This window comes from Brevundimonas sp. M1A4_2e (assembly GCF_053345555.1).
Map to the genome: position 1 here is coordinate 347,358 of NZ_JBKFAI010000004.1, position 23,093 is coordinate 370,450.

A 23,093-nucleotide genomic window follows, 5' to 3' on the forward strand; every position below is an offset into this window, starting at 1 on the left:
GGCCCGCATGATCTCCCGGCCATGATATCCTTCACCGACGCGCCGTCCCCGAACTTCGACGCCCGACGCGGCCCGCCGGACATGCTGGTGCTGCACTATACCGGCATGCCGACGGCCGAGGAGGCCGTGGCCCGCCTGCGCGATCCCGAGGCCAAGGTCTCGGCCCACTACGTCGTCGACGAGGACGGCTCGGTCCTGCGCCTGGTGCCGGAAGAGCGCCGCGCCTGGCACGCCGGACGCGGCGCCTGGCAGGGCGAGACCGACGTCAACGCCGCCTCGATCGGCATCGAAATCGTCAATCCTGGCCATGAGTTCGGCTATCGCCTGTTCCCCGCGCCGCAGATCGAGGCGGTGATCGCGTTGATCGGCGACATCCGCACCCGCTGGTCCATCCCCGACGCCCGCATCATCGGCCACTCCGACATGGCGCCCGAGCGCAAGCAGGATCCCGGCGAGCTGTTCCCGTGGAAGCGTCTGGCCGAGGCCGGGCACGGCCTGTGGTTCGACCCGGCGCCCGAACGCATCGCCGCCCTGGGCGGGCCGCTGTCGCCGGGCGACGAGGGGCTGGGCGTCATCGTCCTGCGCTCTGGCCTGCACCGGCTGGGCTACGGCCTGCAACCCGGCGGCGCCTATGACGAGGAAACCCGCCGGACTGTCGAGGCCTTCCAGCGCCGCTGGCGGCCCGATCGCGTCGATGGCATCGCCGACGGCGAGACGCGCGCGCGCCTGGTCGGCCTGCTGCAACTGGCCTCGGTTGAGAGCGTGACGGGCGTTCTGGATTGACGCGGCGCCGTATCGCGCGCATCTAGCGCTCGCCAGACGGCCGGGCGGTCGCGGCGGGGGCTTGCTCCTGTCGAGGAAAGTCCGGGCTCCACGGTGAAAAGGCGGCGGGTAACGCCCGCCCGGGGCGACCCGAGGGACAGCGCCACAGAAAGCAAACCGCCTGGGCTTCGGCTCAGGGAAGGGTGAAAGGGTGGGGTAAGAGCCCACCGCGTCGGCGGCAACGTCGACGGCATGGCAAGCCCCGCCTGGAGCAAGACCAAATAGGGACATCGCGCGGGGTTCGCTCTGCAGGGTTCACCGCCCCAGATGTCCGGGTAGGTCGCGAGAGCCGTCCAGCAATGGCCGGCCCAGAGGAATGATCGTCGCCGCTTTCGAGCGGAACAGAACCCGGCTTACAGGCCGTCTGGCGTTTTCTTTAGAGGCCCTAACGGCCGTTCGGCCTGCCTGAGGGCTGATATTCGCCCTACCGCGCGTTCGCGCTGCTGGAGGGCAGTCGCTCTTTTTGACGCCGTCATCCTCGGGCTTGACCCGAGGATCCGGCCGTCCGTCTGCGCGTCGTCGGAGGGCGGGAACGCGCGGGCCGCTCAATCCTCGGGTCAAGCCCGAGGATGACGGTGTGGAGACGAGCGCGGGTCGGCGGCATCGGCTTTGCCATTAACTATTCCGTTGAAATTAAGGCCTTAGAACCCGTCCACAGGCTGTGAATACTCACTTTGTTCCATGTATGTTCTGATTTTACAGTCTTTGCGAGGCCCGGCGAACCGCAAATTAGGTTAAAGGGTGTCAACTAATCCCATTGAGACCCATTGTGTCCCATGCTATCCCAATCGCTCATGAGTAGGGGCCGAACGCCCGACGCGTGGGCTTTCATCAACGGACTTCAGGGACGAGCCGCAGGGTTCGATAGGGCAGGGCGTGTTTCTCTCGACCTACGAGAAGCAGCTGGACGGCAAGCGCCGTCTCCTGATCCCTCAGGAATTCCGCACGGCCGAGAACGGCGCTGAACACGGCGTCTTCTGCTTTCCCTCCATCGAAGCCGACTGTCTGGAAGCGGGCGGCGACAAGCTGTTCGCCGAATATCGCGCGGTGATCGAAAGCCTGCCCTTCGGCGATCCCTACCGTTCGGCTCTGGAGGCCTCGATCTTCGGCGAGCAGAAGCCGCTGGCCTATGACTCGGGCGGCCGTATCACCCTGCCCGAACATCTGTGCGCCGAGGTCGATCTGTCCGATACGGTCGTCATCTATGGCGTCGGCGAGCGCTTCCAGATCTGGAACAAGGACAAGTGGGCCGCTCACCGCGCCGAGCAGCGCCGCATGGCGCGCGAGGGCCTTAAGCAGTTCGGCGAGATGCGTCGCCAAGCCCAAGGTCAGGTGATGGCCGCCAAGGCGGGAGGGGCGGCATGACCTCTCCCCACGCCCCCGTCCTGCTGGCCGAGGTGATCGAGGCGCTCGATCCCAAGCCGGGCGATGTCATCATCGACGCCACCTTCGGAGCCGGCGGCTACACCCGCGCCATCCTGGAGCGCGGCGCCGAAGTCGTGGCGCTGGATCGCGACCCGACGGTGCAGCCTTTCGCCGAGGCCGTGGCGCGCGACTTCCCGGATCGCTTCCAACTGATCCGCACCCCCTTCTCGGGCCTGGCCGAGGCGTTCGAGGAAAGCGGCAAAGCCAAGCTGGACGGCGCGGTCTTCGACATCGGCGTCTCGTCCATGCAGCTGGATCAGGCCGAGCGCGGCTTCTCCTTCATGCGCGACGGGCCGCTGGATATGCGGATGTCCGCCAATTCCGACCATGGGGGCGAAACCGCCGCCGACATCGTCAACACCTGGGATCACGGGCCGCTGGCCCATATCTTCAAGCTGTACGGCGACGAGCGTCAGTCGGGCCGGGTCGCCACCGCCATCCTGCGCCGCCGGGTCGAGCAGCCGTTCACCCGCACGCTGGATCTGGCCGAGGTGGTGGAAAAGGCTCTGGGCGGGCGTCGCGGCGCCGCCATCCATCCGGCGACGCGCGTGTTTCAGGCCCTGCGCATCGCCGTCAACGATGAGCTGGGCGAGCTGGAGCGCGGGCTGGAGGCGGCCGAGGCGACGCTGGCGCCGGGCGGGCGGCTGGTTGTCGTCACCTTCCATTCGTTGGAAGACCGTATCGTCAAGGCCTTCCTGACCGAGCGCACCGGCAATGCGCCGGGCGGCTCGCGCCATGCGCCGGTCGCGGTGGAGACGCGCAAGCCCAGCTTCGACCTGCTGTTCAAGGGCGCGCGCGAGGCGGGCGAGGCCGAACTGGCCGCCAACCCCCGCGCCCGCTCGGCCAAGATCCGCGCCGCTGTCCGCACGGACGCGCCGACCTGGGGCTCGATGAAGGGGAGGGGCGCATGATCGCCGTGCCCGCCCCGGTCCAGCGTCTGTTCGAGTGGAAGGTGCGCGGCGTGCGCTGCGTCGAGATCATCGGCGTGGCCTGTGTCCTGGCCCTGGTGTTCTCCGTCTATATCGCCAAGGCGGCCGCCGCCCGCGAAAGCGCCGAGATCAGCCGCATCGAGCGCGACATCCGTGAAAACCGCCAGCGGGTCCGCCTGCTGCGCGCCGAAGTCACGCGCCTGGAGCAGCCCGCGCGGCTGGAAGCCCTGTCGCGCGAGATCGGACTGGGCCCGGTCGATGTGAAGAAGCAGGCGGGCGAGGCGACCCTGCCCGAAATCGCGCCGCCGCCGGCTGAGAAGCCCGCCGAGCAGGCGCCTGCCGCGCCCGCCGCCGCTGCGGAGGTCGTGCAATGAGCGTGCATGACCATCACGGCATGGGCTATCGCGGCCGTCCGCAGGCGACCTTCGGCGGCGCGGTGTCGGCCTGGGGGCGTTGGGTCGCCTCCCTGGTGTGGAACCTGGAGCACTCGTTCGAGCGCGCCCGCGCCGACGCCCGGCCCGAAGAAGACACCCGCGTCCGCATCTTCCTGATCATGGCGGCCTTTTGCGCCGTCTTCGCCTGCCTTGCCCTGGGCGCGGCGCACGCTGCGTTGCTGGCGCCGGCGCGAGGGACGGGGGCGGGCTTTCATCCCGGCGCCCTGACGCGCGCCGATCTGGTGGATCGCAACGGCCAGCTGCTGGCGACCAACATCACCCACTACGGCCTCTATATCGACCCGCGCGAGGTGTGGGACATTCCGGCCGCCAAGGCGCAGCTGCGCCGCGCCCTGCCGCGCATCCCGGCCAAGCGCCTGGACAAGGTGATGAGCGGCGAGCGCCGCCTGATCGTGCTGACCGGCCTGACGCCGTCGGAGCGCCGCGCGGTCCATGCGCTGGCGCTGGGCGGAGTGACGTTCGAGCCCGAAGACCGCCGCGTCTATCCGCTGGGCAGCTCGGCCGTGCATCTGATCGGTCGTTCGGATACGGGCGGCGAGGGCGTCGCGGGCGCCGAACTGGCCTTCAACCAGGAAATCCGCGCGGCGGGCGTCGCGGGCGAGGACTTCCCCCTGTCGATCGACCTGCGGGTCCAGGGCGTGGTCGAGAACGAGCTGGCGATCGCCGCCGAGGAGCACAAGGTCAAGGGCGCCGTCGCCGTCGTCGCCGACGTGCAGACAGGCGAGATTCTGGCGATGGCCTCGTGGCCGACCTATGACGCCAATCGCCGCAACGCCGCGCCGGAAGAGGCCACGCTGAACCGCGTCGTCTCGGCCCACTATGAGATGGGTTCGGTGTTCAAGAGCTTCACCGTCGCCGCCGGGATCGACACTGGCCGGGCCGACATGAACACCCTGTTCGACGCCTCTCAGGCGCTGCAGATCGGCAAGCGCCGCATCACCGACTTCCACGCCACCAACAAGGTGCTGACGCTGGAAGAGGTCTATCTGCATTCGTCCAACATCGGCACTTCGCGACTGGCGGTCGAGATGGGCGGCGATGTGATGCGCGACTATTTCCGCCGTCTGGGCCTGCTGGACGCCGCGCCGATCGAGTTGAAGGAGTCGGCCGCCCCGCCCAAGGTGCGCAAGTGGGACGACAGCACCCTGGCGTCGCTGTCCTTCGGCTATGGCGTCATGGTCACGCCGATCCAGTATGTGGCGGCCTATGGCGCGCTGAGCAACGGCGGGCGCTATGTGGCCCCGACCCTGCGCAAGGGCGGCCGTCCGAACGCCCAGACGCATCAGGTCGTCTCGCCCGAGACCTCGGCGACCATGCTGGACCTGATGCGCCGCAACGTCACGCGCGGTTCGGGCCGGTTCGCCGATGCGCCGGGCCTGCGCATGGGCGGCAAGACGGGTTCGGCCAATAAGCTGGTCAACGGCCGCTATAATCCGGCGGTGGCCGTCGGCTCCTTCGCCGGGGTCTTCCCCGCCGACGGCCCGGTCGACGCCAAGCGCTACACCGTCTTCGTCCTGATGGATGAGCCGGGCGTCTATCCGCGCACCGGCGGCTACGTCGCCGCGCCCGCCGTCGGCCGCATCGCCAACCGGATCGCCGGCTTCCTGGGCGTCGAGCGCAAGGCCGACCGCTGGTCCACCGCGCTGGGCGAAAAGATCCCCGAGTTCCAGGACGTGGAGGGCGACGGCCGATGAGCCTTCCCAGCGCCCACTTGCGTCTCTCCGAACTGCTGCGCCGCGATGTGGCTTCCGACCCGGAGATCACCGCCGTCACCGCCGACAGCCGTCAGGTCGTGCCCGGCGCCCTGTTCGTCGCCTTGCCGGGGACGCAGGCCGACGGCCGCGCCTTCATTCCGCAAGCCTTGGCGAAAGGCGCCGCCGCAGTGCTGGCGCCGTCGGACACGCCTGCGGGCGCGGCGCCGGTCCTGGTCGGATCGGGCGACGTGCACCGGGCCTACGCTATCGCCGCGCGCGCCTTCTACGGCGCCCAGCCGCGCACCTGCGTCGCGATCACCGGCACCAACGGCAAGACCTCGGTCGCCAACTTCTGCCGCCAGATCTGGGCCGGCCTGGGCCTGAAGTCGGCCAGCATGGGCACCCTGGGCGTCGTCGGCCAGAAGGGCGACAAGACCTACGCCCTGACCGGCCCCGGCCTGACCAGCCCAGACGCCGCCGAGGCCGCGCGTCTGCTGGCCGAGTTGGCCCGCAAGGAGGTGACGCACCTGGCGCTCGAAGCCTCGTCCCACGGCATCGACCAGCGGCGCCTGGACGGGGTGGCGATCAAGGCCGCGGGCTTCACCAATCTGACCCAGGACCACCTCGACTATCACGGCACGATGGACGAGTACCGCGCCGCCAAGCTGCGCCTGTTCGAGGCCCTGCTGCCGCGCGGACGTACGGCGGTTCTGAATGCGGATTCCGACGCCTACTCGGCCTTCGCCTCGGCCTCGATCATGGCCGGTCTGGGCGTGATGGGCGTGGGCGAGCGCGGGCGCGACCTGACCCTGCTGGCGCGCCGGGCGACGCCGGAGGGCCAGCGCCTGACCCTCGATGCGCGCGGCCGGGTGCATGACATTCTGCTGCCTCTCGCGGGCGCGTTTCAGGCGTCCAACGCCCTGGTGGCGGCGGGCCTGTGCATCGCGGGCGGCGAAGATCCCGACCAGGTGATCCCGGCGCTGGAGCTGATTCAGGGCGCGCAGGGCCGCCTGCAACGCATCCCGGGCGGCGCGCGCGGGGGCGAGGTCTATGTCGACTACGCCCACACGCCCGACGGGCTGGAGACGGTGCTGAACGCCCTGCGCCCGCACGCGACGGGCCGCCTCATCGTCGTCTTCGGCGCGGGCGGCGACAGGGATCGGGCCAAGCGTCCGCTGATGGGCGAGATCGCCGGGCGTCTGGCCGACGTGGCCATCGTCACCGACGACAATCCGCGCTCGGAAGACCCCGCCGCCATCCGCGCTCAGGTGCGTGCGGGCTGCCCGGACGCGCTGGAAGTCGGCGACCGCCGCGAGGCCATCCGCCACGCCATATCCCTGATGCGTGAAGGAGATGTGGTCGTGATCGCCGGAAAAGGGCATGAACAGGGTCAGATCGTCGGCGGGGTCGTGCACCCCTTCGACGACGCCGCCGAAGCGACCGAAGCCCTGAAAGATCATGCCTGACGCTCACACGCCGCTCTGGACCGCCGAAGCGATCGCCTCGGCGACCGGCGGCCAACTTCACGGACCCGATGTTCCTGTCTCGGGCCTGACCTACAACAGCCGCGAGATTCAGCCGGGCGACCTGTTCCTGGCCCTGCACGGCGCGCGCGACGGGCATGAGTTCGCCGAGGCCGCTTTTGCGGCGGGCGCCAGCGTGGCTCTGGTCGACCGGCCGGTCGACGGCGGGGCCTATGTGCTGGTCCCCGACACCCTGAAGGGACTGGAGGCGATGGGCGTCGCCGCGCGCGATCGCGCCCGCCTGCGCGGGGCCGTCACCGGCAGCGTCGGCAAGACCAGCGTGACCCAGGCGATCAAGGCGGGCCTTGATCTGGCGGGGTCCAGCCACGCCTCGATCAAGAGCTACAACAACCACATCGGCGTGCCGCTGACGCTGGCGCGGATGCCGCAGGGCACGGATCGCGCCGTGTTCGAGATCGGCATGAACCATCCGGGCGAGATCGGGCCGCTGTCGGCCTTCGTGCGCCCGCACGCCGCCTGCGTCACCACGGTCGGGCCGGTGCATATCGAAGCCTTCGCTGACGGCGAGGCGGGCGTGGCGCGCGAAAAGGCCGCCATCTTCGACGGGCTGGCGCCGGGCGGCATCGCCGTGGTCAACGCCGCCGACGCCCACGCCGACATCGTGCGTCAGGGCGCGGAAAAGGCCGGGGCCGTCGTGCGGAGCTTCGGCCATGCGCCTGGCTGCGACGTGCGCCTGCTGGACTTCGTCGCCGACAGCGAGGGCGCGACCGTCACGGCCGAGCTGGATGGACGGCGCATCGAATATCGCCTCGCGCAATCGGGCGTGCACTGGGGCCTGAACAGCCTGTGCGTCATCCTGATGCTGCAGGCGCTGGACGTGTCGCTGGAGACGGCCTTGCAGGCGCTGGCGGGCTTCCGGCCGCTGGCGGGCAGGGGGCAGATGAAGACGGTCGCCATCCCGGGCGGCGCCTTCACCCTGATCGACGAGAGCTACAACGCCAATTCGCTGTCGATGAAGGCGGGCTTCGCCAGCCTGGGCGCCAAGCCGGTTGGGCCGGGCGGGCGCCGTGTCGTCGTGCTGAGCGACATGCTGGAGCTGGGCGAGCACAGCCGCGCCCTGCACGAAGGCCTGGCCCCTGCCATCGCTGCGGCTGGGCTGGACCTGGTGCATACGGCCGGGCCGCAGATGCGCCTGCTGCATGAGGCGCTGCCGCCGTCGCTGCGCGGGAAGTGGCGCGAGACCGCCGCCGAGCTGGCCGCCGAGGCCGCCAGCCTGGTCCGGCCGGGCGACGTCGTCATGGTCAAGGGCTCGAACGGATCAAAGGCCTCGCTGGTCGCGGCCGCGCTTGCAAATCTCGGCGTGACCGAACAAGGCAACAACCCCTCAAGCAGCGGCGCGCCGCGCGCGACGCGATAGGGTCACCCAAGAATGTTCTATCTGCTCTATCTCTATTACGCGGACATCGCCCAGGAATATCCGCTGCTGCACCTGATCCAGTATCAGACCGTGCGCGTGGCCCTGGCCATGGCCACGGCCATGATCGTGGCGGTCGCCATGGGCAGCCGTTTCATCAACTGGATTCGCGCCAAGCAGGGCCGCGGTCAGCCGATCCGCGACGACGGCCCGGTGTCGCACCTGTCCAAGGTCGGCACCCCGACGATGGGCGGTCTGATGATCCTGGCGGGCATCGGCGTGGCGGTCTTCCTGTGGGGCGACCTGACCAATCCATACATCTGGATTGTCTCGGGCGTGACGGCGGCGTTCGGCGTGCTGGGCTTCATCGATGACTACGCCAAGGTGACGAAACAGACCTCGGCCGGGCTGACGTCCAAGCAGAAGCTGGCGGCCCAGACGGTCGTGGCCGTCATCGCCGGCGTGCTGACGGTGCTGTGGATGACCCAGTCGCCGACCTCGCCGGGGCTTGAGACGTCGATCGCCTTCCCCTTCCTGAAGGCGGTTTTGCTGAACATCGGCTGGTTCTATGTGGCCTTTGCGGCCTTCACCATCATCGGCTTCTCCAATGCGGTGAACCTGACGGACGGTCTGGACGGCCTGGCCATCGTGCCGGTGATGATGGCGGCGGGCGCTTTCGGCATCATCTCCTATCTGGTCGGCAACTTCCTGTTCGCCGATTATCTGCAGGTTCACCATGTGCCCGGCGCGGGCGAGCTGGCGATCTTCTGCGCCGCCATCATCGGCGGGGGCATGGGCTTCCTGTGGTACAACGCCCCGCCGGCCAAGATCTTCATGGGCGACACCGGCTCGCTGGCCCTGGGCGGCGCGCTGGGCTCGATGGCCGTGGCGACCAAGCACGAGCTGGTGCTGGGCATCGTCGGCGGCCTGTTCGTGGTCGAGGCGGCCTCGGTCATGATCCAGGTCGGCTACTTCAAGCTGACCGGCAAGCGCATCTTCCTGATGGCGCCGATCCACCACCATTTCGAGAAGATGGGCTGGCCGGAATCCACCGTGGTGATCCGCTTCTGGATCGTCGCCGCCATGCTGGCCCTGGCCGGTCTGGCCACGCTGAAGCTGCGTTGAGCCGATGATCCCCGTTCCCGGCTTCGAGGGGCGTCGCGTTGCGGTCTTCGGCCTGGGGCGGTCGGGGATCACGGCGGCGCGCGCGCTGCAGGCGGGCGGGGCCGTCCCCGTGCTGTGGGACGACGGCGTCTCGGGCCGCATGCAGGCCGAGGCCGAAGGCTTCCTGGTCGAGGATCTGACCCGCGCCGACTGGTCCGGGTTCGCCGCCCTGGTGCTGTCGCCGGGCGCGCCGCTGACCCATCCCAAGCCGCACTGGACTGTCGAGCGCGCCCATGAGGCGGGCGTGCCGGTCATCGGCGATGTGGAGCTGTTCGCGCGGGCGCTGGCCGCCCTGCCGCCGGGGGATCGGCCGCGCGTGGTCGCCATCACCGGCACCAACGGCAAGTCGACGACCACGGCCCTGATCGGCTGGGTGCTGAAGCAGGCGGGCCTCCGCGTCCACATCGGCGGCAACATCGGCATCGGGGTTCTGGCTCTGCCGGAGCCGACGGCGGATGCGGTCTATGTGATCGAGGTGTCGTCCTATCAGTTGGACCTGACGACGGGCTTTGCGCCGGACGTGGCGATCCTGACCAATGTATCGCCGGACCATCTGGACCGCCACGGCGGGATGGAAGGCTATGTCGCCGCCAAGCGCCGCATCTTCCAGGCGCAGGGCGCTGAGGCTCTGGCGCTGGTCGGCGTGGACGAGGAGTGGGGCCAGAAGATCGCGGCGGGCCTGCAAGCGCAGGGGCGGCGGGTTGAGACGGTCGTGTCCGTTCCTTCTCCCCCGAGGGGAGAAGGGTATTCGGCGGCGGCGGGCGTGTTGATGGCTGGCAGGGAAGTGCTGGCTGACCTGACCGCCGCCCGCTCGCTTCCCGGTCGTCACAACGCCCAGAACGCCGCCTTCGCCTATGCGACCGCGCGGGCGCTGGGCGTGTCGCATGAGGCGGCGGTCGAGGGCCTGCTGAGCTTCCCCGGCCTGTCGCACCGCATGGAGGCCGTCGGCCGCCTCGACGCCGTACGCTTCATCAACGATTCCAAGGCCACCAACGCCGACGCCGCGCGGCAGGCGCTGGCCTCCTACCCCTCCGTCTTCTGGATTGCGGGCGGCAAGGCCAAGGAGGGCGGGATCGACAGCTTGCGCGACCTCTTCCCGCGCGTAGCCAAGGCCTATCTGATCGGCGAGGCGGCCGACGACTTCGCCGTGACCCTGGCCGACACGCCGCACGTCGTCGCGCACACGATGGAGCGGGCCGTCGAACTGGCCGCCGCCGATGCGGCTGCGGCCGGGGGCGAGCAGGTGGTCCTGCTGTCGCCCGCCTGCGCCAGCTTCGATCAGTTTCCCGATTTCGAGGTCCGGGGCGAGGCGTTCCGCGCCGCCGTCCTGGGACTGGGCGCACGGCCGGAGCCCGCCGCATGACGCGCAACAGCTACAGCCATCCCTTCTCGCGCAACGACCAGAGCATGGTGGCGCGCTGGTTCTGGACGGTGGATCGCGGCCTGCTGGGCGCGGCGCTGACGTTGATGGCGCTGGGCGTGGCGCTGAGTTTCGCCTCCAGCCCGGCGGCGATCGGGGCGGACGAATCCATCACCGATCCCTTCCATTACTCCTGGCGGATGATGGTCTTCTCGACCATGGGACTGTTCGTGATGCTGGGCGCGTCGCTGCTGTCGCCGCGCGGCGTGCGGCGGATCGCGGTGCTGGCCCTGATCTGCTCCATCCTGGTCATGGCCGCCCTGCCGATCGTTGGCGACACGGTGAAGGGCGCGGCGCGCTGGATCAATCTGGGGCCGTTCAGCCTGCAGCCGTCCGAGTTCGCCAAGCCGGGCCTGATCGTCTTCGCCGCCTGGATGTTCGCCGAGGCCCAGAAGGGCGAGGGGGTGCCGGGCGTCAGCATCGCTTTCGGCCTGTGGGCGCTGACGGTCGGCCTGTTGCTGATCCAGCCGGACATCGGCCAGACGCTGCTGGTCACCACCACCTTCATGGCCGTCTTCTTCATGGCCGGGGTGCCGCTGAAGTGGGTCGCCGTCATCGCCGCCATGGGAGCGGGCGGGGTGGTGTCGCTGTATTTCATGTTCGGCCACATGCGCGACCGTCTCAGCCGCTTCCTGTCGCCCGAGACGACCGACACCCACCAGATCGACCGCGCCTCCGAGGCCATCCGCAACGGGGGACTGATCGGGCGCGGCATCGGCGAGGGCGTGATGAAGCGCCACGTGCCCGACCTGCACACCGACTTCATCTATTCCGTCGGCGCCGAAGAGTTCGGCCTGGTGCTGTCGTTGATCATGATCGGCCTCTACGCCTTCATCGTCATTCGCGGGATGCGCAAGGCGATGAAGCTGAACGACTCCTTCGAACAGACGGCGGCGGCGGGGCTGTTCATGCTGATAGGGCTTCAGGCCTGCATCAATGTGGCGGTGAACCTGAACCTGATCCCGACCAAGGGCATGACGCTGCCCTTCATCAGCTATGGCGGCTCGTCCATGATGGCCATGGGGCTGACCATGGGGTTTGCGCTCGCGCTGACCCGGCGCCGTCCGGGCGCCTATGAACTCGGCTCGAACGTCGCCCCGCGCCGTCGCCTGCTGCCGTAAGAGAGTATCGCTCATGATCAAGGTCTGCGTCGTCGCCGCCGGGGGCACCGGCGGCCATATGTTCCCCGCAGAGGCCCTGGCCCGCGAGATGGCGGCGCGCGGCTGGCGCGTGGTGCTGGCCACCGACAAACGCGGCGAGCAGTACGCCCACACCTTCCCGGCCGAGGAGCGTCTGGCGCTGGACGCGGCGACGGGCTCCGGGCCCATCGGCCTGATGAAGGCCGGTCTGGCGATCATGAAGGGCGTCGGCCAGGCCAAGGCCGCGTTCCAGCGCACCGGCGCGGACGTGGTGGTGGGCTTCGGAGGCTATCCGTCGGCGCCGGCCCTGCTGGCGGCGGTGACGACGCGCCGCCCGACCGTGATCCATGAGCAGAACGCGGTGCTGGGCCGCACCAACCGCTATCTGGCGCCCAGCGTGGGCGTGATCGCGGCGGCCTTTCCGACCCTGGGCCGGGCGCCGGACAAGGTGAAAAGCCGCGTCCAACTGGTCGGCAATCCGGTGCGGCCGGACATCCGCGCCCTGTTCGACCGGGCCTATGCCGCCCCGGTCGAGGGTGGGCCGATCCATGTGCTGGTGACAGGCGGCAGTCAGGGCGCCCGCATCCTGTCCGAGACCACGCCGCGCGCGCTGGCGGCCCTGCCCGAGGCCATCCGCAACCGGCTGAGGGTGCAGCAGCAATCGCGGCCCGAGACGCTGGAGGCCGCGCGCCAGATCTACCTCGACGCTGGGATCGAGGCCGAGGTCGCGCCCTTCTTCCGCGACATGGCCGACCGGCTGTCCAAGGCGCATCTGGTGATCGGACGCGCGGGCGCCTCGACCTGTTCGGAGCTGGCCGTGGCGGCCCTGCCGTCGGTCCTGATCCCGCTGAAGATCGCGATGGACGACCACCAGACGCTGAACGCGCGGGCTCTAGCCGAGGCGGGCGCAGCGAAGGTGATCGCCGAGGACGACCTGACCGTCGATGGTCTGACGACCGCCCTGACCCCCATCCTGTCCAATCCTGCGGCGCTGGCGGCCATGTCGGCGGCGGCTCGTTCGGTCGCCATCCCCGACGCCGCGCAACGGCTGGCCGATCTGGTGGAGCAGGCGGCTCGATAAGACCCTTCTCCCCGCCGGGGGAGAAGGTGGGCGGCGAAGCCGCTCGGATGAGGGGGCGCTTCCCTCATCGAGACGGGCTGATGGGGGTTTGCGTCATTTGGCGTCCCCCTCAACCGTCTCGCTGCGCGAGCCACCTTCTCCCCCGGCGGGGAGAAGGGCTATGGTCTAGCCATGCCCCAGTTCGTGCTCGACCTGACCAACACCGTGTTCGCCCTCTGGCGTCAGTTTCACTGGCTGCCGAAGTGGGCGGTGATTTCGATCATCACGGTCGCCTTCGTCTTCATCGGCTGGGCGGCCAACCAGGTGGTGTTCGCCCTGCTGAAGCTGGCGGTGCGCAACCGAGACGCCTTCTGGAAGGGGATGCTGAAGCGCGCCCGGCTGAAGGTGCGGCTGGCGGTGATGATCATCGCCCTGGCGCTGGCGGTCACGGTGTCGCCTCTGGCGCCCGAGCCGTCGCTGTTCATCCGCCGGACCCTGCTGTTCTGCTTCATCCTGGTGTCCGGCTGGATGCTGGCCGGCGCGGTGGACATGGGCGCCATCGTCCACCTGAAGAAGTTCAACATGGAGGCGGAGGACAACCTCTACGCCCGCAAGCACGTCACCCAGACGCGCATCCTGCAGCGGGTCGCCGCCATCCTGATCGGCCTGATCACCCTGGGGCTGGCGCTGCTGACCATTCCAGGCGTCAAGCAGTGGGGCCTGTCGCTGCTGGCTTCGGCGGGCGTGGTCGGCATCGTCGCCGGTCTGGCGCTGCAGCCCTTCCTGACCAATCTGATCGCGGGCATCCAGATCGCCACCGCCCAGCCGATCCGCCTGGACGACGCCGTCATCGTCGAGGGCGAGTGGGGCCGGGTCGAGGAAATCACCTCGACCTATGTGGTGGTCAAGCTGTGGGACTGGCGGCGCATGGTGCTGCCGCTGACCTACTTCATCCAGAAGCCGTTCCAGAACTGGACGCGCGAGGATTCGCGCCTGATCGGCGTGGTCTTCCTCTACGTCGACTACGAGGCCCCGATCGAACGTCTGCGGGTGAAGCTGGAGCAGATTGCCCACGCCTCGCCGCACTGGGACGGCGACGTCGTGGCCCTGCAGGTCACCGACATCACCGAACGCACGGCCCAGGTCCGCTGCTTGACCAGCGCGCGCAACGCCTCGGTCGCTTTCGATCTGCGGGCCGAGGTGCGCGAGAAGATGCTGGCCTTCATGCGCGACGAATGCCGCGAGGCCCTGCCGCGCGACCGCGTCGACCTGGACCGCGAGGAACGCGGCGGCCTGCGCCTGAAGCCGGAAACGCCCTGACGATCAAGAAGCGATCTTAGGGGGGCAGCCGGGCGCGGCCGATCCAAACCGCCGCCGCTGTCGAGGTCGCTTCCACCGCCGGAACAGCCTTTCCGCACGCGACAGCAGCCAGCGCCGCAGCGTCCCGACCCGGCGTGATCGGGGCCGGCGGCGCGTTCTCGGGCGTGGCAGGGCCTTCGGTCCCATCCGCGCGCAGCGACGCGAAGTCCAGCCTGTCGGCCGTCCAGGCGGCGCAGTCGAATCGCCACCACGACCAGCCGCCGACATAGGCGACGCCGCCGATCAGCATGTCCTCGCGGCTGATCTGCAGCGACCGCATCCGCACGACATTGGCGCCCTCGTCGGGCTCCGGCCTGATCGACGCCAGATCGGCGAAGACGGCGAACCGGTTGCTGCTGGTAAAGGCCAACAGCGGGGGCGGCGCGGCTTCGACGGCGGGCGGCGGCGGGGGGATGGTCAGCATGCTTGCTCCGAGGTGCGCCGGTGTTCGGTTTGGATTAACCCTGTCCGCATACCCGATGTTGAAACGGCCAGGCTAGACAGCCGTCATGTATTACGCGCCGCCCGGTTTTGACCCCTCCGGCCCGCCGCCGGACCGACGTCGGCGGCCGCGCGCGCTGTTTCGCCAGACGCGCCGGCCAGACGAGCGGATCACCCTGCTGGGCGAGCCGGTCGATCTGGTCCGCCCCGAAGAGGTTCTGCTGCATCTGGAGCGCAGCGTGGACGCGGGCGTGCAGTCCATCGTCGCCAACCACAATCTGCACAGTCTCTATCTGATCCGGCGCACGCCGGGGATGCGGCGTCTGTACGAGGCGGCCGATCTGATCGAGCTGGACTCCACGCCTCTGATCCATTTCGCCCGTCTGCTGGGCTATCCGGCGCGCCCGCAGCACCGCTGCACCTATCTGGACTGGCGCGATCATTTCTGGAGCCTGGCCGACCGCAGGGGCTGGCGCGTCCTTAACGTCGGCGGCGCCGACGGCGTGGCGGAAGAGGCGGCGCGGCGCCTGACGGCCCGCTATCCGCGCGCGACGGTGAAGGGGCTCAGCGGCTATTTCGACGCCACGCCGGGGTCCTTGGGCAATACCGCGGTCCTGGCGGCGATCAGGGACTTCGCCCCCCACGTGCTGTTCGTCGGCATGGGGATGCCGCGTCAGGAACTGTGGATCGCGGACAATCTGGCTTCGCTGCCGGCGGTCCCGATCCTGCCGGTCGGCGCCGCCTTCGACTATGAGGCCGGGGTGCAGAAGGCCGCCCCCCGCTGGATGGGGCGGCTGGGCGTCGAATGGCTGTTCCGTCTGTTCGCCGATCCGAAACGACTGTTCACGCGCTACTGCATCGAGCCCTGGTTCCTGATCGGGCCGGCGCTGGCCGACATGCGTGCGGCCATGCGGCGCCGAAAACGCTGAGCTTTTCCTCCCCATGAAATGGGGAGGGGGACCGCGTAGCGGTGGAGGGGCTCTGCGACAGCGGAACCAAGCAGCCCCTCCGTCTCGTCGGCTGCGCCGCCGAGCCACCTCCCCATTGCATGGGGAGGAGAGGCGACCTCTACGCCGTGACGATCTCTTCGGCCTGTTGCAGGTCGACGCTGACCAACTGGCTCATGCCGCGCTCGGGCATGGTGACGCCGTAGAGGCGGTCCATCCGGCTCATGGTCACCGGGTTGTGGGTGATGACGATGAAGCGGGTGTCGGTGCGGCTGCGCATCTCGTGCAGCATCCGGCAGAAGCGGTCGACGTTGGCGTCGTCCAACGGCGCGTCGACCTCGTCCAGCACGCAGACCGGCGCCGGATTGGCCAGGAAGACGCCGAAGATCAGCGCCGCCGCCGTCAGCGCCTGCTCGCCGCCGCTCATCAGGCTCATCACCGACAGCCGCTTGCCGGGCGGGCAGGCGTAGATCTCCAGACCCGCCTCCAGCGGGTCGTCGCTCTCGACCAGCTTCAGCTCGGCCTGGCCGCCGCCGAACAAAGCCTCGAACAGGGTCTTGAAGTTGGTGTTGATGACGTCGAAGGCGGCGATCAGCCGCTCGCGCCCCTCGGCGTTCAGTTCGTCGATGCCGTCACGCAGCTTGGCGATCGCCTGCGTCAGGTCGATGCGCTCGGTCTTCATGGCGCTGAGCCGGTCGCCGTATTCGGCCGCCTCTTCCTCCGCGCGCAGGTTGACGGCGCCCAGCGCCTCGCGCTCGCGCTCCAGACCATAGAGCAGGCTTTCGGCACCCGCCGCGTCGGGCGGGCGGGCGATGGCGTCGTCGGTCAGCTTCCGGCCCAGTTCCTCGGGCGACATCTGCGCCGTCTCGCGGATGTTGGCCGCGCTCTCGGCCAGCTTTTCGGCGGCCGCCTCGGCGCGGGCGGACAGGCCCGCCCGGCTTTCGCGGGCCTGAGAGGCGGCGGTTTCGGCCGCGCGGGCGGCGCGGTCGGCCTCCTGCGCGCCGGCCTCCGCGGTCGCGACGGCGTCGGTCGCCGCCTGCTTGCGCTTTTCGGCCTCGGCCAGGGCGTCCATCAGGGCGTTGCGCTGCTCGGCGAAACCGGCGGGCGCGGCTTCGGCCTTCGTCAGGGAGCTTTGCGCCTTCTCCGCATCGCGCTCCAGCGTCTTGAGGCGGGCGGCGCTGTCGCTGGATCGCGTGACCCAGCCCTCGCGGGCTCGGGTCAGACTGCCCAGCCGTTGCTCGCGCATAGCGCGGTCTCTAGCCTCTTCGTCGCGGGTCGAACGGGCGGCCTGCGCCGCCAGCCGGGCGCGTTCGGCCCCGCCGCGCGCCTCGGTCAGCTCCTGACGCAGGCCGACGACGACATCGGAAGACGACTCCACCGAACTGGCCTCGGCGAAGGCGGCCTCGGCCTCCTGCACCTCGCCGTTCAGCCGGGCGACCGTCTCGTCCAGCGACTGGGCGCGGGCCTCCTTGCGGGCCTGATCGCGCATCAGGGATTCCACCCGGTCGCGGGCCGAGACGACCTGCTTGTCCAGCGTGAAGGGGCGCAGGCGCGCGGCCTTGACCTCCTCCTCGGCGGCGCGGAAGGCTTCGCCTGCGGCCTTCAGCGCCCCTTGCGCCGTCTCCAGCGCGGGCTTGCCCGTGTCGATCTCGGCTTCCAGTTCCGACAGGCGGGTGCGCTGGGCCAGACGCACGGCGGCGGGGCGCGGCGCCTCGGCGCGGCTGACGAAGCCGTCCCAGCGATAGAGGTCGCCCTCAACCGTCGTCAGGCGCGCGCCGCGCGGCAGGGCGCGAGCCAGTTCGGCGATCCGCTCGCGCGGCGCCACGCCGCAGAAGGCCAGACGCGCCGCCAGCTGATCCGGCGCCGTCACGTGGGCGGACAGGGGCTCGACGCCCTGCGGCCAGTCCGGCGGCGCCGCGTCCGCGCCCGCCCAGTGCGCCGGGGCGCGGGCGTCCAGCGCGGCGTCCAGATCATCGCCCAGCGCCGCCGCCAGCGCCGCTTCATAGCCCTTGGCCGCCGACACCTTGTCCAGCGCCGGGGGATGTTCGCGCTTGCCCGTGACCAGCAGTTGGGCCAGGCCGCGCGCCTCGGTCTGCAGGCGGCCCAGTCGGTCCTCGGCGGCGCGGGCGGTCGTGCGCGCCTCCTGTTCGGCGCGGGCCAGGTCGCCGCGCTTCGCCTCGGCGGCCTCGACGGCCTCGCGCGCGGCGGCCAGTTCGGCCTGCGCCGTCTCCAGCGCCGCCTTGGCCGTCTCGATCTCGGGCGCCTCCAGCGGGCCGAGGGCCTCGCGTTCGCGGCGGGCCTGTTCGTGCTGGCCCCTCACGCGCGCCAGCCGGGCCTCGGCGTCGCGCTTCCTCGCGCTTTCGGCGTTGGCGCGGGCCTCGACGGCGGCCAGCGTCCCGGCCAGCCGTTCGACCTCGGCGTCGGCGGCCTTGCGGGCGTCTTCGGCTTCCAGCAGGGCGCGTTCCAGTTCAGGGCCGCGCTCGGGGGCGGCGGCGATCTCGGCCTTCAGCTTCTCCAGCTCGCGGTCCAGCCGCTCCAGTTCGCGCCCCGCGTCGGCGGCCATGCCGTCCTCGCGCGCGCGGTCGGCCTCGATGCGGGCGACCTCGGCCTTCAGGCGGTCGACCTCGGCACGCGCGGCCTGTTCGGCCATGTCGAGCCGGTCGCGCTCGATGATGGCGCGGTTCAGCAGGGCGGTGGCCACCGCGTCTTCCTCGCGCGCAGGCTTCAGCCCTTCCTGCGCGTTCAGGGCCGCCGTCTGGCCCGCCGCCGCCGCCGTGGTCGTTTCGACCACCAGCCGGTCGGCCTCGCGCAGCTCGGCCGCCGCCGTCTCGGCCGCCGCCTTGGCGTCGGTCCAGCGGACATAGAGCAACGCCGCCTGCAGGGCGCGGATCTCGGCCGAGATCTTCTTGTATTTCTCGGCCTGACGCGCCTCGCGCTTCAGCCGGTTCAGCGTCGACTCCAGCTCCTTGCCGATGTCGTCCAGCCGGTCGAGGTTGGTCTCGGCCGCCCGCAGCCGCAGCTCCGCCTCATGGCGGCGCGTGTGCAGGCCCGCCACGCCCCCGGCTTCTTCAAGGATGCGGCGGCGGTTCTGGGGCTTGGCGGCGATCAGTTCGCTGATCTGGCCCTGACGCACCAGCGCCGGGCTGTTGGCGCCGGTCGAGGCGTCGGCGAACAGCAGCTGCACGTCGCGCGCCCGCACCTCCTTGCCGTTGATGCGATAGGTCGAGCCGCGCCCGCGCTCGATCCGGCGCGAGACCTCCAGCATGGGGCTGTCGGTAAAGGGCTGGGGCGCGCGCTTGCTGGCGTTATCGATGGTCAGCTGGACTTCGGCGTGGTTGCGCGGCGGACGACCCGCAGCGCCCGCGAAGATCACGTCCTCCATGCCCTGGCCGCGCATGGCCTTGGCCGAGTTGGCGCCCATGACCCAGCGCAGGCTCTCCAGAACGTTCGACTTGCCGCAGCCGTTCGGCCCGACGATGCCGGTCAGACCGGCCTCGATGTGCACCTCGGCCGGGTCGACGAAGGATTTGAAGCCGACGAGCCGGAGGCGCTGGAACTGCATCGCGTCGCGGTCAGCGCGCCCGGATCAACGGGTCGATGGCCGCCGACAGGGCCTGAAGCGAATGGTCATCGACCCGCTTGCCGTTGACGAAGAATGAGGGGGTCCCGGTCACGCCGGCGGCCACGGCGCCCTCGACCTCGGCCTGCAGGGCCTGGCCGACGGCGGGGTCCTTGAGGCAAGCCTCGATCTGCTCCTGAGTGCGGCCGCTGGCGGCGATGGCGGCCGCGAACCAGTCGCGCGCGTCGCCCTTTTCGAAGGCGGCGGCCTGACCGCTCATGAAGGCGCGGGCCACGTCGAAAAAGCGGCCCGGCGCGGCGCATCGCCCGATGCCCGCCGCCGTCGAGGCGATCTGGGCCGGGGCCGTCGGCATGTCGCGGAACACCAGCCGAACCTTGCCGGTGTCGATATAGCGAGCCTTGAACTGGGGCAGGACCTCATTGGTCCAGTCGGCGCAGTGATTGCAGGTGAAGGAAGCGTACTCGATCACCGTCACGGGCGCGTCGGCGCGGCCCATGATCCGGTCCGCCGCCGTCACGGCCGGGACTGCCGTCGGAGCTGAGCTTGAGGATGCGGCGGACTTGCGGACCAGGTCCAGTGCGGCGGCCGGAGCGGCGCTGAGGCCGACAATCGCCAAGGCCGAAATAAGGGTCAGGATGCGACGGGTCATGAGGCGCTTTATAGCAGGGGATCGATGTGGGCTGACAGGCCTGCCAGCGATTTGTCGTTCACGATCTGGCCGTTGACCATGAAGGTTGGCGTGCCGGCCACGCCCGCGGCCGAGGCCTGCCCGATCCGCTGTTCCAAGGCGGCGATGGCGGCCTTGTCCGAGGTGCAGGTCTTGAACTGCGCCTCGCTGAGCCCGGCGGCCTGCGCCGTGCGCAGCAGGACGTCGCGCGGGGCGGCGCCGCCGTGCATTTCCGCCTGTGACCGCATCAGGTGGTCGATCACCTCGAAATATTTGTCCTCACCGGCGCAGCGGGCGATCAGAAATCCCGCGACGGCCACGTCCTGAGGGTGCGTCGGGAATTCGCGGAAGACGAAGCGGACCTTTTGGGTATCGACGTATTTGGCCTTGAAATCAGGCCAGACCTGCTCGTTCCAGGCGGCGCACCCGGCGCAGGTGGTCGAGGCGTATTCGACCACCGTGACCTTGGCGCCCTCGGCGGCTCCGATCGCCATGTCGCCCTCGGCCGCCGCCCTCCCGCCGCCCCCCTGGCCGCAGGCGGACAGGATCAGGGCCATGACCGCCATGCCGACGACCGTTGAACGCTTCATCATGTCCGCCCCCCCCCCGTTTGGACGTTTACTTCGCCAGCGCCGCGTCGATGGCTTCGGACAGGCCGGACAGGGAGCTGTCGGCCACGTTCACGCCGTTGACGGTGAAGTAGGGCGTGCCGTTCACGCCGGCGCTGATACCGGCCTGAATGCGTTTCTCCATCGCTTCGATGGCGGCCTTGTCGCGGATGCAGTCGTTGATCTGCTGCTCGCTGAGGCCCGCCGCCTGGCCGGCGCGGAACAGGGTGGTGCGCGGCGCCACGCCCGCCAGCCATTCCTTCTGGCTGGCCATGATGTCGTGAACGACGTCGAAATACTTGTCGGGACCAGCGCAGCGAGCGATCAGGAAACCGGCGACGGCGATGTCCTGCGGCGGCGTCGGGAATTCGCGGAAGACGAAGCGAACCTTGTTGTTGTCGACGTATTTCTTCTTGAACTCGGGATAGACTTCCTCATTCCAGACGGCGCAGTGGCCGCAGGTGATCGAGGCGTACTCCACCACGGTGACCTTGGCGCCTTCGGGCGCGCCCTGCGCCATGTCGCCTGCGACTTCGCCCCCGACGCCGCCGCCCGAACACCCGGCCAGCACGGCCATCGAGGCCAAGGCGGCGGCGGACAGGGCGGCGCGGCGGCTCATGGCGGCGTATTTGAAGGTCGGGGCCATTGGAGGTCCTTGTCAGAAATGAGAGGCGGAACCGTCGCGCGATTCTCGCGCGCGAGCGAAAACGTCTGAATGTCGAGAACGCTGGCAGCGAGGATTTGTCAACGTCACTCTTCGCGCGGAGGCTGCGACAGCACGGCGCGGCCCAGCTTTCCCAGCGCCGCCTTCAGCCCGTCGGGGGCCCCCTCCACCGAGGCGTTCAGTTCCGCTTCCGTCGCGGCGGGCAGGGGCGGCAGAACGGCTCGGCCCCGCGGACGGGGCTTGGCGCCAGAGGCTGGCAAGGGCTTCACCGGGCCTTGGGCGATGCGCAGTTTTTCGACCGAGCCCGCCCCCAGAAACAGGTTCACCCGCTGGATGATGTCCGCCGACTGGTGCTGGACCAGCAGGGCGGCGGGCCCGGCGACGCGCAGCTCCAGCGTGCCGCCGGCGTTGCCGCGGCCCTTGGTCAGCTTCTGCGGGCGGGTGACGCGGGCCAGCCGCTCGCCCACGATCTCGACCCAGCGCGGCTCCAGGGCCGAGGCGCCGCGCCCGAACTGGGCGTCCAGCTTCTTGATCAGCGGCGCCAGCGACCGGCCCGCAGGGGGCGGCGGGCGCAACGGCGGGCGCGTCCGGCGTCGAGCCAGGATTTCGCGCGCTTCGCTTTCGGTGGGCAGGGGACGACGCATTCGTCCTATATAGCGTGACCGATGACCGACGTCCCCTCTCTCCGCGCCGCCCTGCTTGATTGGTACGACGCCCATGCGCGCAGCCTGCCGTGGCGCGCGCCGCCGGGGGCGAAGACGAAGACCGACCCCTATCGCGTCTGGCTGTCCGAGGTGATGCTGCAGCAGACGACAGTCCCGCACGCCGCGCCCTATTTCGAGCGCTTGACCACCCGCTGGCCGACGGTGGCCGACCTGGCGGCCGTCGAGGACGCCGAGCTGATGGCCGCCTGGGCGGGGCTGGGCTACTACGCCCGGGCGCGAAACCTTCTGGCCTGCGCCCGCGCCGTGACGGCCGAACACGGCGGCGTCTTTCCGCAGACTGAGGCCGAGCTTCTGGCTCTGCCGGGCGTGGGCGCCTACACCGCCGCCGCCGTGGCCGCCATCGCCTTCGACCAGCCCGCCAACGTCGTCGACGGCAATGTCGAGCGGGTGATGAGCCGCCTGTTCGCAGTCGAGACTCAGTTGCCCGCCGCGCGGCCCGAACTGCGGCGGCTGGCGGCCCTGTTTGTGGACGAGCACCGGCCGGGCGACTGGGCGCAGGCGCTGATGGACCTGGGCTCGGGCGTCTGTCGGCCCCGGTCGCCGTTGTGCGAGCAGTGCCCGCTGGCCTTTGGCTGCGAGGCGCTGAAGACGGGAACGCCGGAACGCTACCCGTTGAAGACGAAGAAGGCTGAACGACCGCATCGGCGCGGCCACGCCTATGTGCTGACGGATGGCGAGGGGCGCGTCGCCCTGGTGCGACGGCCGGACAGGGGGCTGCTGGGGGGGATGGCCGGCCTGCCGACCTCGGACTGGAGCGCGGCGCCGGCGGTCGCCCCGCCGGTCGATGCGGACTGGCGCGCGGCTGGATCGATCGAGCATGTCTTCACCCACTTCAGCCTGACGCTGGAGGTGCATGTGGCGACGGGCGAGGGCGATTTCTCATGGACCCCGGCGGACGAGGCGGCCAAAGCCCTGCCGACCGTGTTCAGGAAGGCGCTGGAGCGCGGGCTTGGACCTGCTTGAGGGTTTGAGGCGCAGAGCCGTCGACGCAACCAACCCTTCTCCCCTTGTGGGAGAAGGTGGCTCGCGCAGCGAGACGGATGAGGGGTGTGTCCGCTCCGGCGTCTAGCTGCACACCTGCCGAAGTCACAAAGTT

At 70.0% G+C, this 23,093-nt stretch carries 20 protein-coding genes and 1 other RNA gene; 15 read left to right on the forward strand and 6 right to left on the reverse strand.

The genetic code is table 11. The features are described 5' to 3' along the window. Positions 1-21: 21 nt before the first annotated feature. From ACLBV5_RS11100 to ACLBV5_RS11160, 13 genes are all read left to right on the forward strand, one after another. Entirely contained in the window at positions 22-783 is a 762-nt protein-coding gene (locus tag ACLBV5_RS11100) for an N-acetylmuramoyl-L-alanine amidase (RefSeq protein WP_447605720.1), read from the forward strand. A 32-nt stretch (positions 784-815) separates the two neighbouring features. Continuing rightward, positions 816-1,194, forward strand: an RNA gene (gene rnpB / locus ACLBV5_RS11105) — RNase P RNA component class A. Between the two features lie 504 nt (positions 1,195-1,698). Next, a complete protein-coding gene (locus ACLBV5_RS11110; RefSeq protein WP_025977775.1) occupies positions 1,699-2,187 on the forward strand; it encodes a division/cell wall cluster transcriptional repressor MraZ in 489 nt (162 codons plus the stop codon). Next, positions 2,184-3,158 (forward strand): 16S rRNA (cytosine(1402)-N(4))-methyltransferase RsmH, encoded by a 975-nt coding sequence (gene rsmH / locus ACLBV5_RS11115; RefSeq protein ID WP_447605721.1) that lies wholly within the window; start codon positions 2,184-2,186, stop codon positions 3,156-3,158. The genes ACLBV5_RS11110 and rsmH overlap by 4 nt, the downstream gene beginning before the upstream one ends. Then, the gene (gene ftsL, locus ACLBV5_RS11120; protein WP_025977773.1) at positions 3,155-3,550 is read left to right on the forward strand and encodes a cell division protein FtsL; all 396 of its coding nucleotides are present in this window, start codon (positions 3,155-3,157) and stop codon (positions 3,548-3,550) included. The genes rsmH and ftsL overlap by 4 nt, the downstream gene beginning before the upstream one ends. Further along, positions 3,547-5,325 (forward strand): peptidoglycan D,D-transpeptidase FtsI family protein, encoded by a 1,779-nt coding sequence (locus ACLBV5_RS11125; RefSeq protein WP_025977772.1) that lies wholly within the window; start codon positions 3,547-3,549, stop codon positions 5,323-5,325. The genes ftsL and ACLBV5_RS11125 overlap by 4 nt, the downstream gene beginning before the upstream one ends. Next, positions 5,322-6,791, forward strand: coding sequence for a UDP-N-acetylmuramoyl-L-alanyl-D-glutamate--2,6-diaminopimelate ligase (locus tag ACLBV5_RS11130; protein ID WP_025977771.1), 1,470 nt, complete (start codon positions 5,322-5,324; stop codon positions 6,789-6,791). Before ACLBV5_RS11125 ends, ACLBV5_RS11130 begins: the two co-directional genes overlap by 4 nt. Beyond that, positions 6,784-8,226, forward strand: coding sequence for a UDP-N-acetylmuramoyl-tripeptide--D-alanyl-D-alanine ligase (locus ACLBV5_RS11135; protein WP_447605722.1), 1,443 nt, complete (start codon positions 6,784-6,786; stop codon positions 8,224-8,226). The genes ACLBV5_RS11130 and ACLBV5_RS11135 overlap by 8 nt, the downstream gene beginning before the upstream one ends. A 12-nt stretch (positions 8,227-8,238) precedes the next feature. Further along, positions 8,239-9,348 carry a phospho-N-acetylmuramoyl-pentapeptide-transferase gene (gene mraY / locus ACLBV5_RS11140; protein ID WP_447605723.1) on the forward strand — a complete coding sequence of 370 codons (1,110 nt, stop codon included), beginning with the start codon at positions 8,239-8,241 and terminating at the stop codon, positions 9,346-9,348. A gap of 4 nt (positions 9,349-9,352) precedes the next feature. Then, on the forward strand, positions 9,353-10,750 hold the full coding sequence (gene murD / locus ACLBV5_RS11145) for a UDP-N-acetylmuramoyl-L-alanine--D-glutamate ligase (protein ID WP_447605724.1): 1,398 nt from the start codon (positions 9,353-9,355) through the stop codon (positions 10,748-10,750). Beyond that, positions 10,747-11,928 (forward strand): putative lipid II flippase FtsW, encoded by a 1,182-nt coding sequence (gene ftsW / locus ACLBV5_RS11150; RefSeq protein ID WP_447605725.1) that lies wholly within the window; start codon positions 10,747-10,749, stop codon positions 11,926-11,928. The genes murD and ftsW overlap by 4 nt, the downstream gene beginning before the upstream one ends. Positions 11,929-11,941: 13 nt before the next feature. Continuing rightward, positions 11,942-13,027, forward strand: a complete 1,086-nt coding sequence (gene murG, locus ACLBV5_RS11155) for an undecaprenyldiphospho-muramoylpentapeptide beta-N-acetylglucosaminyltransferase (protein ID WP_447605726.1) — start codon at positions 11,942-11,944, stop codon at positions 13,025-13,027. Positions 13,028-13,198: 171 nt separating this feature from the next. Continuing rightward, positions 13,199-14,326: a mechanosensitive ion channel family protein gene (locus ACLBV5_RS11160; RefSeq protein WP_134581464.1), complete on the forward strand. Its 1,128-nt coding sequence runs from the start codon at positions 13,199-13,201 to the stop codon at positions 14,324-14,326. Positions 14,327-14,342: 16 nt separating this feature from the next. Here ACLBV5_RS11160 and ACLBV5_RS11165 read toward each other — a convergent pair whose 3' ends face one another. Beyond that, positions 14,343-14,789, reverse strand: coding sequence for a hypothetical protein (locus ACLBV5_RS11165; protein ID WP_447605727.1), 447 nt, complete (start codon positions 14,787-14,789; stop codon positions 14,343-14,345). 85 nt (positions 14,790-14,874) lie between these two features. Here ACLBV5_RS11165 and ACLBV5_RS11170 point away from each other — a divergent pair, with 85 nt between their 5' ends. Next, positions 14,875-15,735 carry a WecB/TagA/CpsF family glycosyltransferase gene (locus tag ACLBV5_RS11170; protein ID WP_447605728.1) on the forward strand — a complete coding sequence of 287 codons (861 nt, stop codon included), beginning with the start codon at positions 14,875-14,877 and terminating at the stop codon, positions 15,733-15,735. A 139-nt stretch (positions 15,736-15,874) separates the two neighbouring features. On the opposite strand, the gene smc is transcribed toward ACLBV5_RS11170, so the two are convergent. The 5 genes from smc to ACLBV5_RS11195 all read right to left on the reverse strand — a co-directional run bounded on the left by smc (position 15,875) and on the right by ACLBV5_RS11195 (position 21,916). Then, the gene (gene smc / locus ACLBV5_RS11175) at positions 15,875-19,315 is read right to left on the reverse strand and encodes a chromosome segregation protein SMC (protein WP_447605729.1); all 3,441 of its coding nucleotides are present in this window, start codon (positions 19,313-19,315) and stop codon (positions 15,875-15,877) included. Between the two features lie 10 nt (positions 19,316-19,325). Beyond that, the gene (locus ACLBV5_RS11180; RefSeq protein WP_134581460.1) at positions 19,326-19,982 is read right to left on the reverse strand and encodes a DsbA family protein; all 657 of its coding nucleotides are present in this window, start codon (positions 19,980-19,982) and stop codon (positions 19,326-19,328) included. An 8-nt stretch (positions 19,983-19,990) separates the two neighbouring features. Beyond that, positions 19,991-20,593 carry a DsbA family protein gene (locus ACLBV5_RS11185; RefSeq protein WP_447605730.1) on the reverse strand — a complete coding sequence of 201 codons (603 nt, stop codon included), beginning with the start codon at positions 20,591-20,593 and terminating at the stop codon, positions 19,991-19,993. Positions 20,594-20,618: 25 nt separating this feature from the next. Next, a complete protein-coding gene (locus ACLBV5_RS11190) occupies positions 20,619-21,254 on the reverse strand; it encodes a thioredoxin domain-containing protein (protein WP_447605731.1) in 636 nt (211 codons plus the stop codon). Between the two features lie 104 nt (positions 21,255-21,358). Beyond that, the gene (locus ACLBV5_RS11195; RefSeq protein ID WP_303705728.1) at positions 21,359-21,916 is read right to left on the reverse strand and encodes a DUF721 domain-containing protein; all 558 of its coding nucleotides are present in this window, start codon (positions 21,914-21,916) and stop codon (positions 21,359-21,361) included. Positions 21,917-21,937: 21 nt separating this feature from the next. Between ACLBV5_RS11195 and mutY the strand changes: the two genes are divergently transcribed. Beyond that, the gene (gene mutY, locus ACLBV5_RS11200; protein ID WP_447605732.1) at positions 21,938-22,960 is read left to right on the forward strand and encodes an A/G-specific adenine glycosylase; all 1,023 of its coding nucleotides are present in this window, start codon (positions 21,938-21,940) and stop codon (positions 22,958-22,960) included. Positions 22,961-23,093: the final 133 nt, after the last annotated feature.

Excerpts from the sequence above, each read along its gene's own strand:
- ACLBV5_RS11165 (WP_447605727.1), bottom strand. The coding sequence starts at position 14,789 with ATGCTGACCATCCCCCCGCCGCCGCCCGCCGTCGAAGCCGCGCCGCCC.
- ACLBV5_RS11190 (WP_447605731.1), bottom strand. The coding sequence starts at position 21,254 with ATGGCCCCGACCTTCAAATACGCCGCCATGAGCCGCCGCGCCGCCCTG.
- ACLBV5_RS11130 (WP_025977771.1), top strand. The coding sequence starts at position 5,322 with ATGAGCCTTCCCAGCGCCCACTTGCGTCTCTCCGAACTGCTGCGCCGC.
- ACLBV5_RS11125 (WP_025977772.1), top strand. The coding sequence starts at position 3,547 with ATGAGCGTGCATGACCATCACGGCATGGGCTATCGCGGCCGTCCGCAG.
- mraY (WP_447605723.1), top strand. The coding sequence starts at position 8,239 with ATGTTCTATCTGCTCTATCTCTATTACGCGGACATCGCCCAGGAATAT.
- ACLBV5_RS11135 (WP_447605722.1), top strand. The coding sequence starts at position 6,784 with ATGCCTGACGCTCACACGCCGCTCTGGACCGCCGAAGCGATCGCCTCG.
- ACLBV5_RS11100 (WP_447605720.1), top strand. The coding sequence starts at position 22 with ATGATATCCTTCACCGACGCGCCGTCCCCGAACTTCGACGCCCGACGC.
- murD (WP_447605724.1), top strand. The coding sequence starts at position 9,353 with ATGATCCCCGTTCCCGGCTTCGAGGGGCGTCGCGTTGCGGTCTTCGGC.
- ACLBV5_RS11195 (WP_303705728.1), bottom strand. The coding sequence starts at position 21,916 with ATGCGTCGTCCCCTGCCCACCGAAAGCGAAGCGCGCGAAATCCTGGCT.
- ACLBV5_RS11160 (WP_134581464.1), top strand. The coding sequence starts at position 13,199 with ATGCCCCAGTTCGTGCTCGACCTGACCAACACCGTGTTCGCCCTCTGG.
- ACLBV5_RS11170 (WP_447605728.1), top strand. The coding sequence starts at position 14,875 with ATGTATTACGCGCCGCCCGGTTTTGACCCCTCCGGCCCGCCGCCGGAC.
- ACLBV5_RS11180 (WP_134581460.1), bottom strand. The coding sequence starts at position 19,982 with ATGACCCGTCGCATCCTGACCCTTATTTCGGCCTTGGCGATTGTCGGC.
- smc (WP_447605729.1), bottom strand. The coding sequence starts at position 19,315 with ATGCAGTTCCAGCGCCTCCGGCTCGTCGGCTTCAAATCCTTCGTCGAC.
- ftsW (WP_447605725.1), top strand. The coding sequence starts at position 10,747 with ATGACGCGCAACAGCTACAGCCATCCCTTCTCGCGCAACGACCAGAGC.
- mutY (WP_447605732.1), top strand. The coding sequence starts at position 21,938 with ATGACCGACGTCCCCTCTCTCCGCGCCGCCCTGCTTGATTGGTACGAC.
- ftsL (WP_025977773.1), top strand. The coding sequence starts at position 3,155 with ATGATCGCCGTGCCCGCCCCGGTCCAGCGTCTGTTCGAGTGGAAGGTG.
- ACLBV5_RS11185 (WP_447605730.1), bottom strand. The coding sequence starts at position 20,593 with ATGATGAAGCGTTCAACGGTCGTCGGCATGGCGGTCATGGCCCTGATC.
- rsmH (WP_447605721.1), top strand. The coding sequence starts at position 2,184 with ATGACCTCTCCCCACGCCCCCGTCCTGCTGGCCGAGGTGATCGAGGCG.
- murG (WP_447605726.1), top strand. The coding sequence starts at position 11,942 with ATGATCAAGGTCTGCGTCGTCGCCGCCGGGGGCACCGGCGGCCATATG.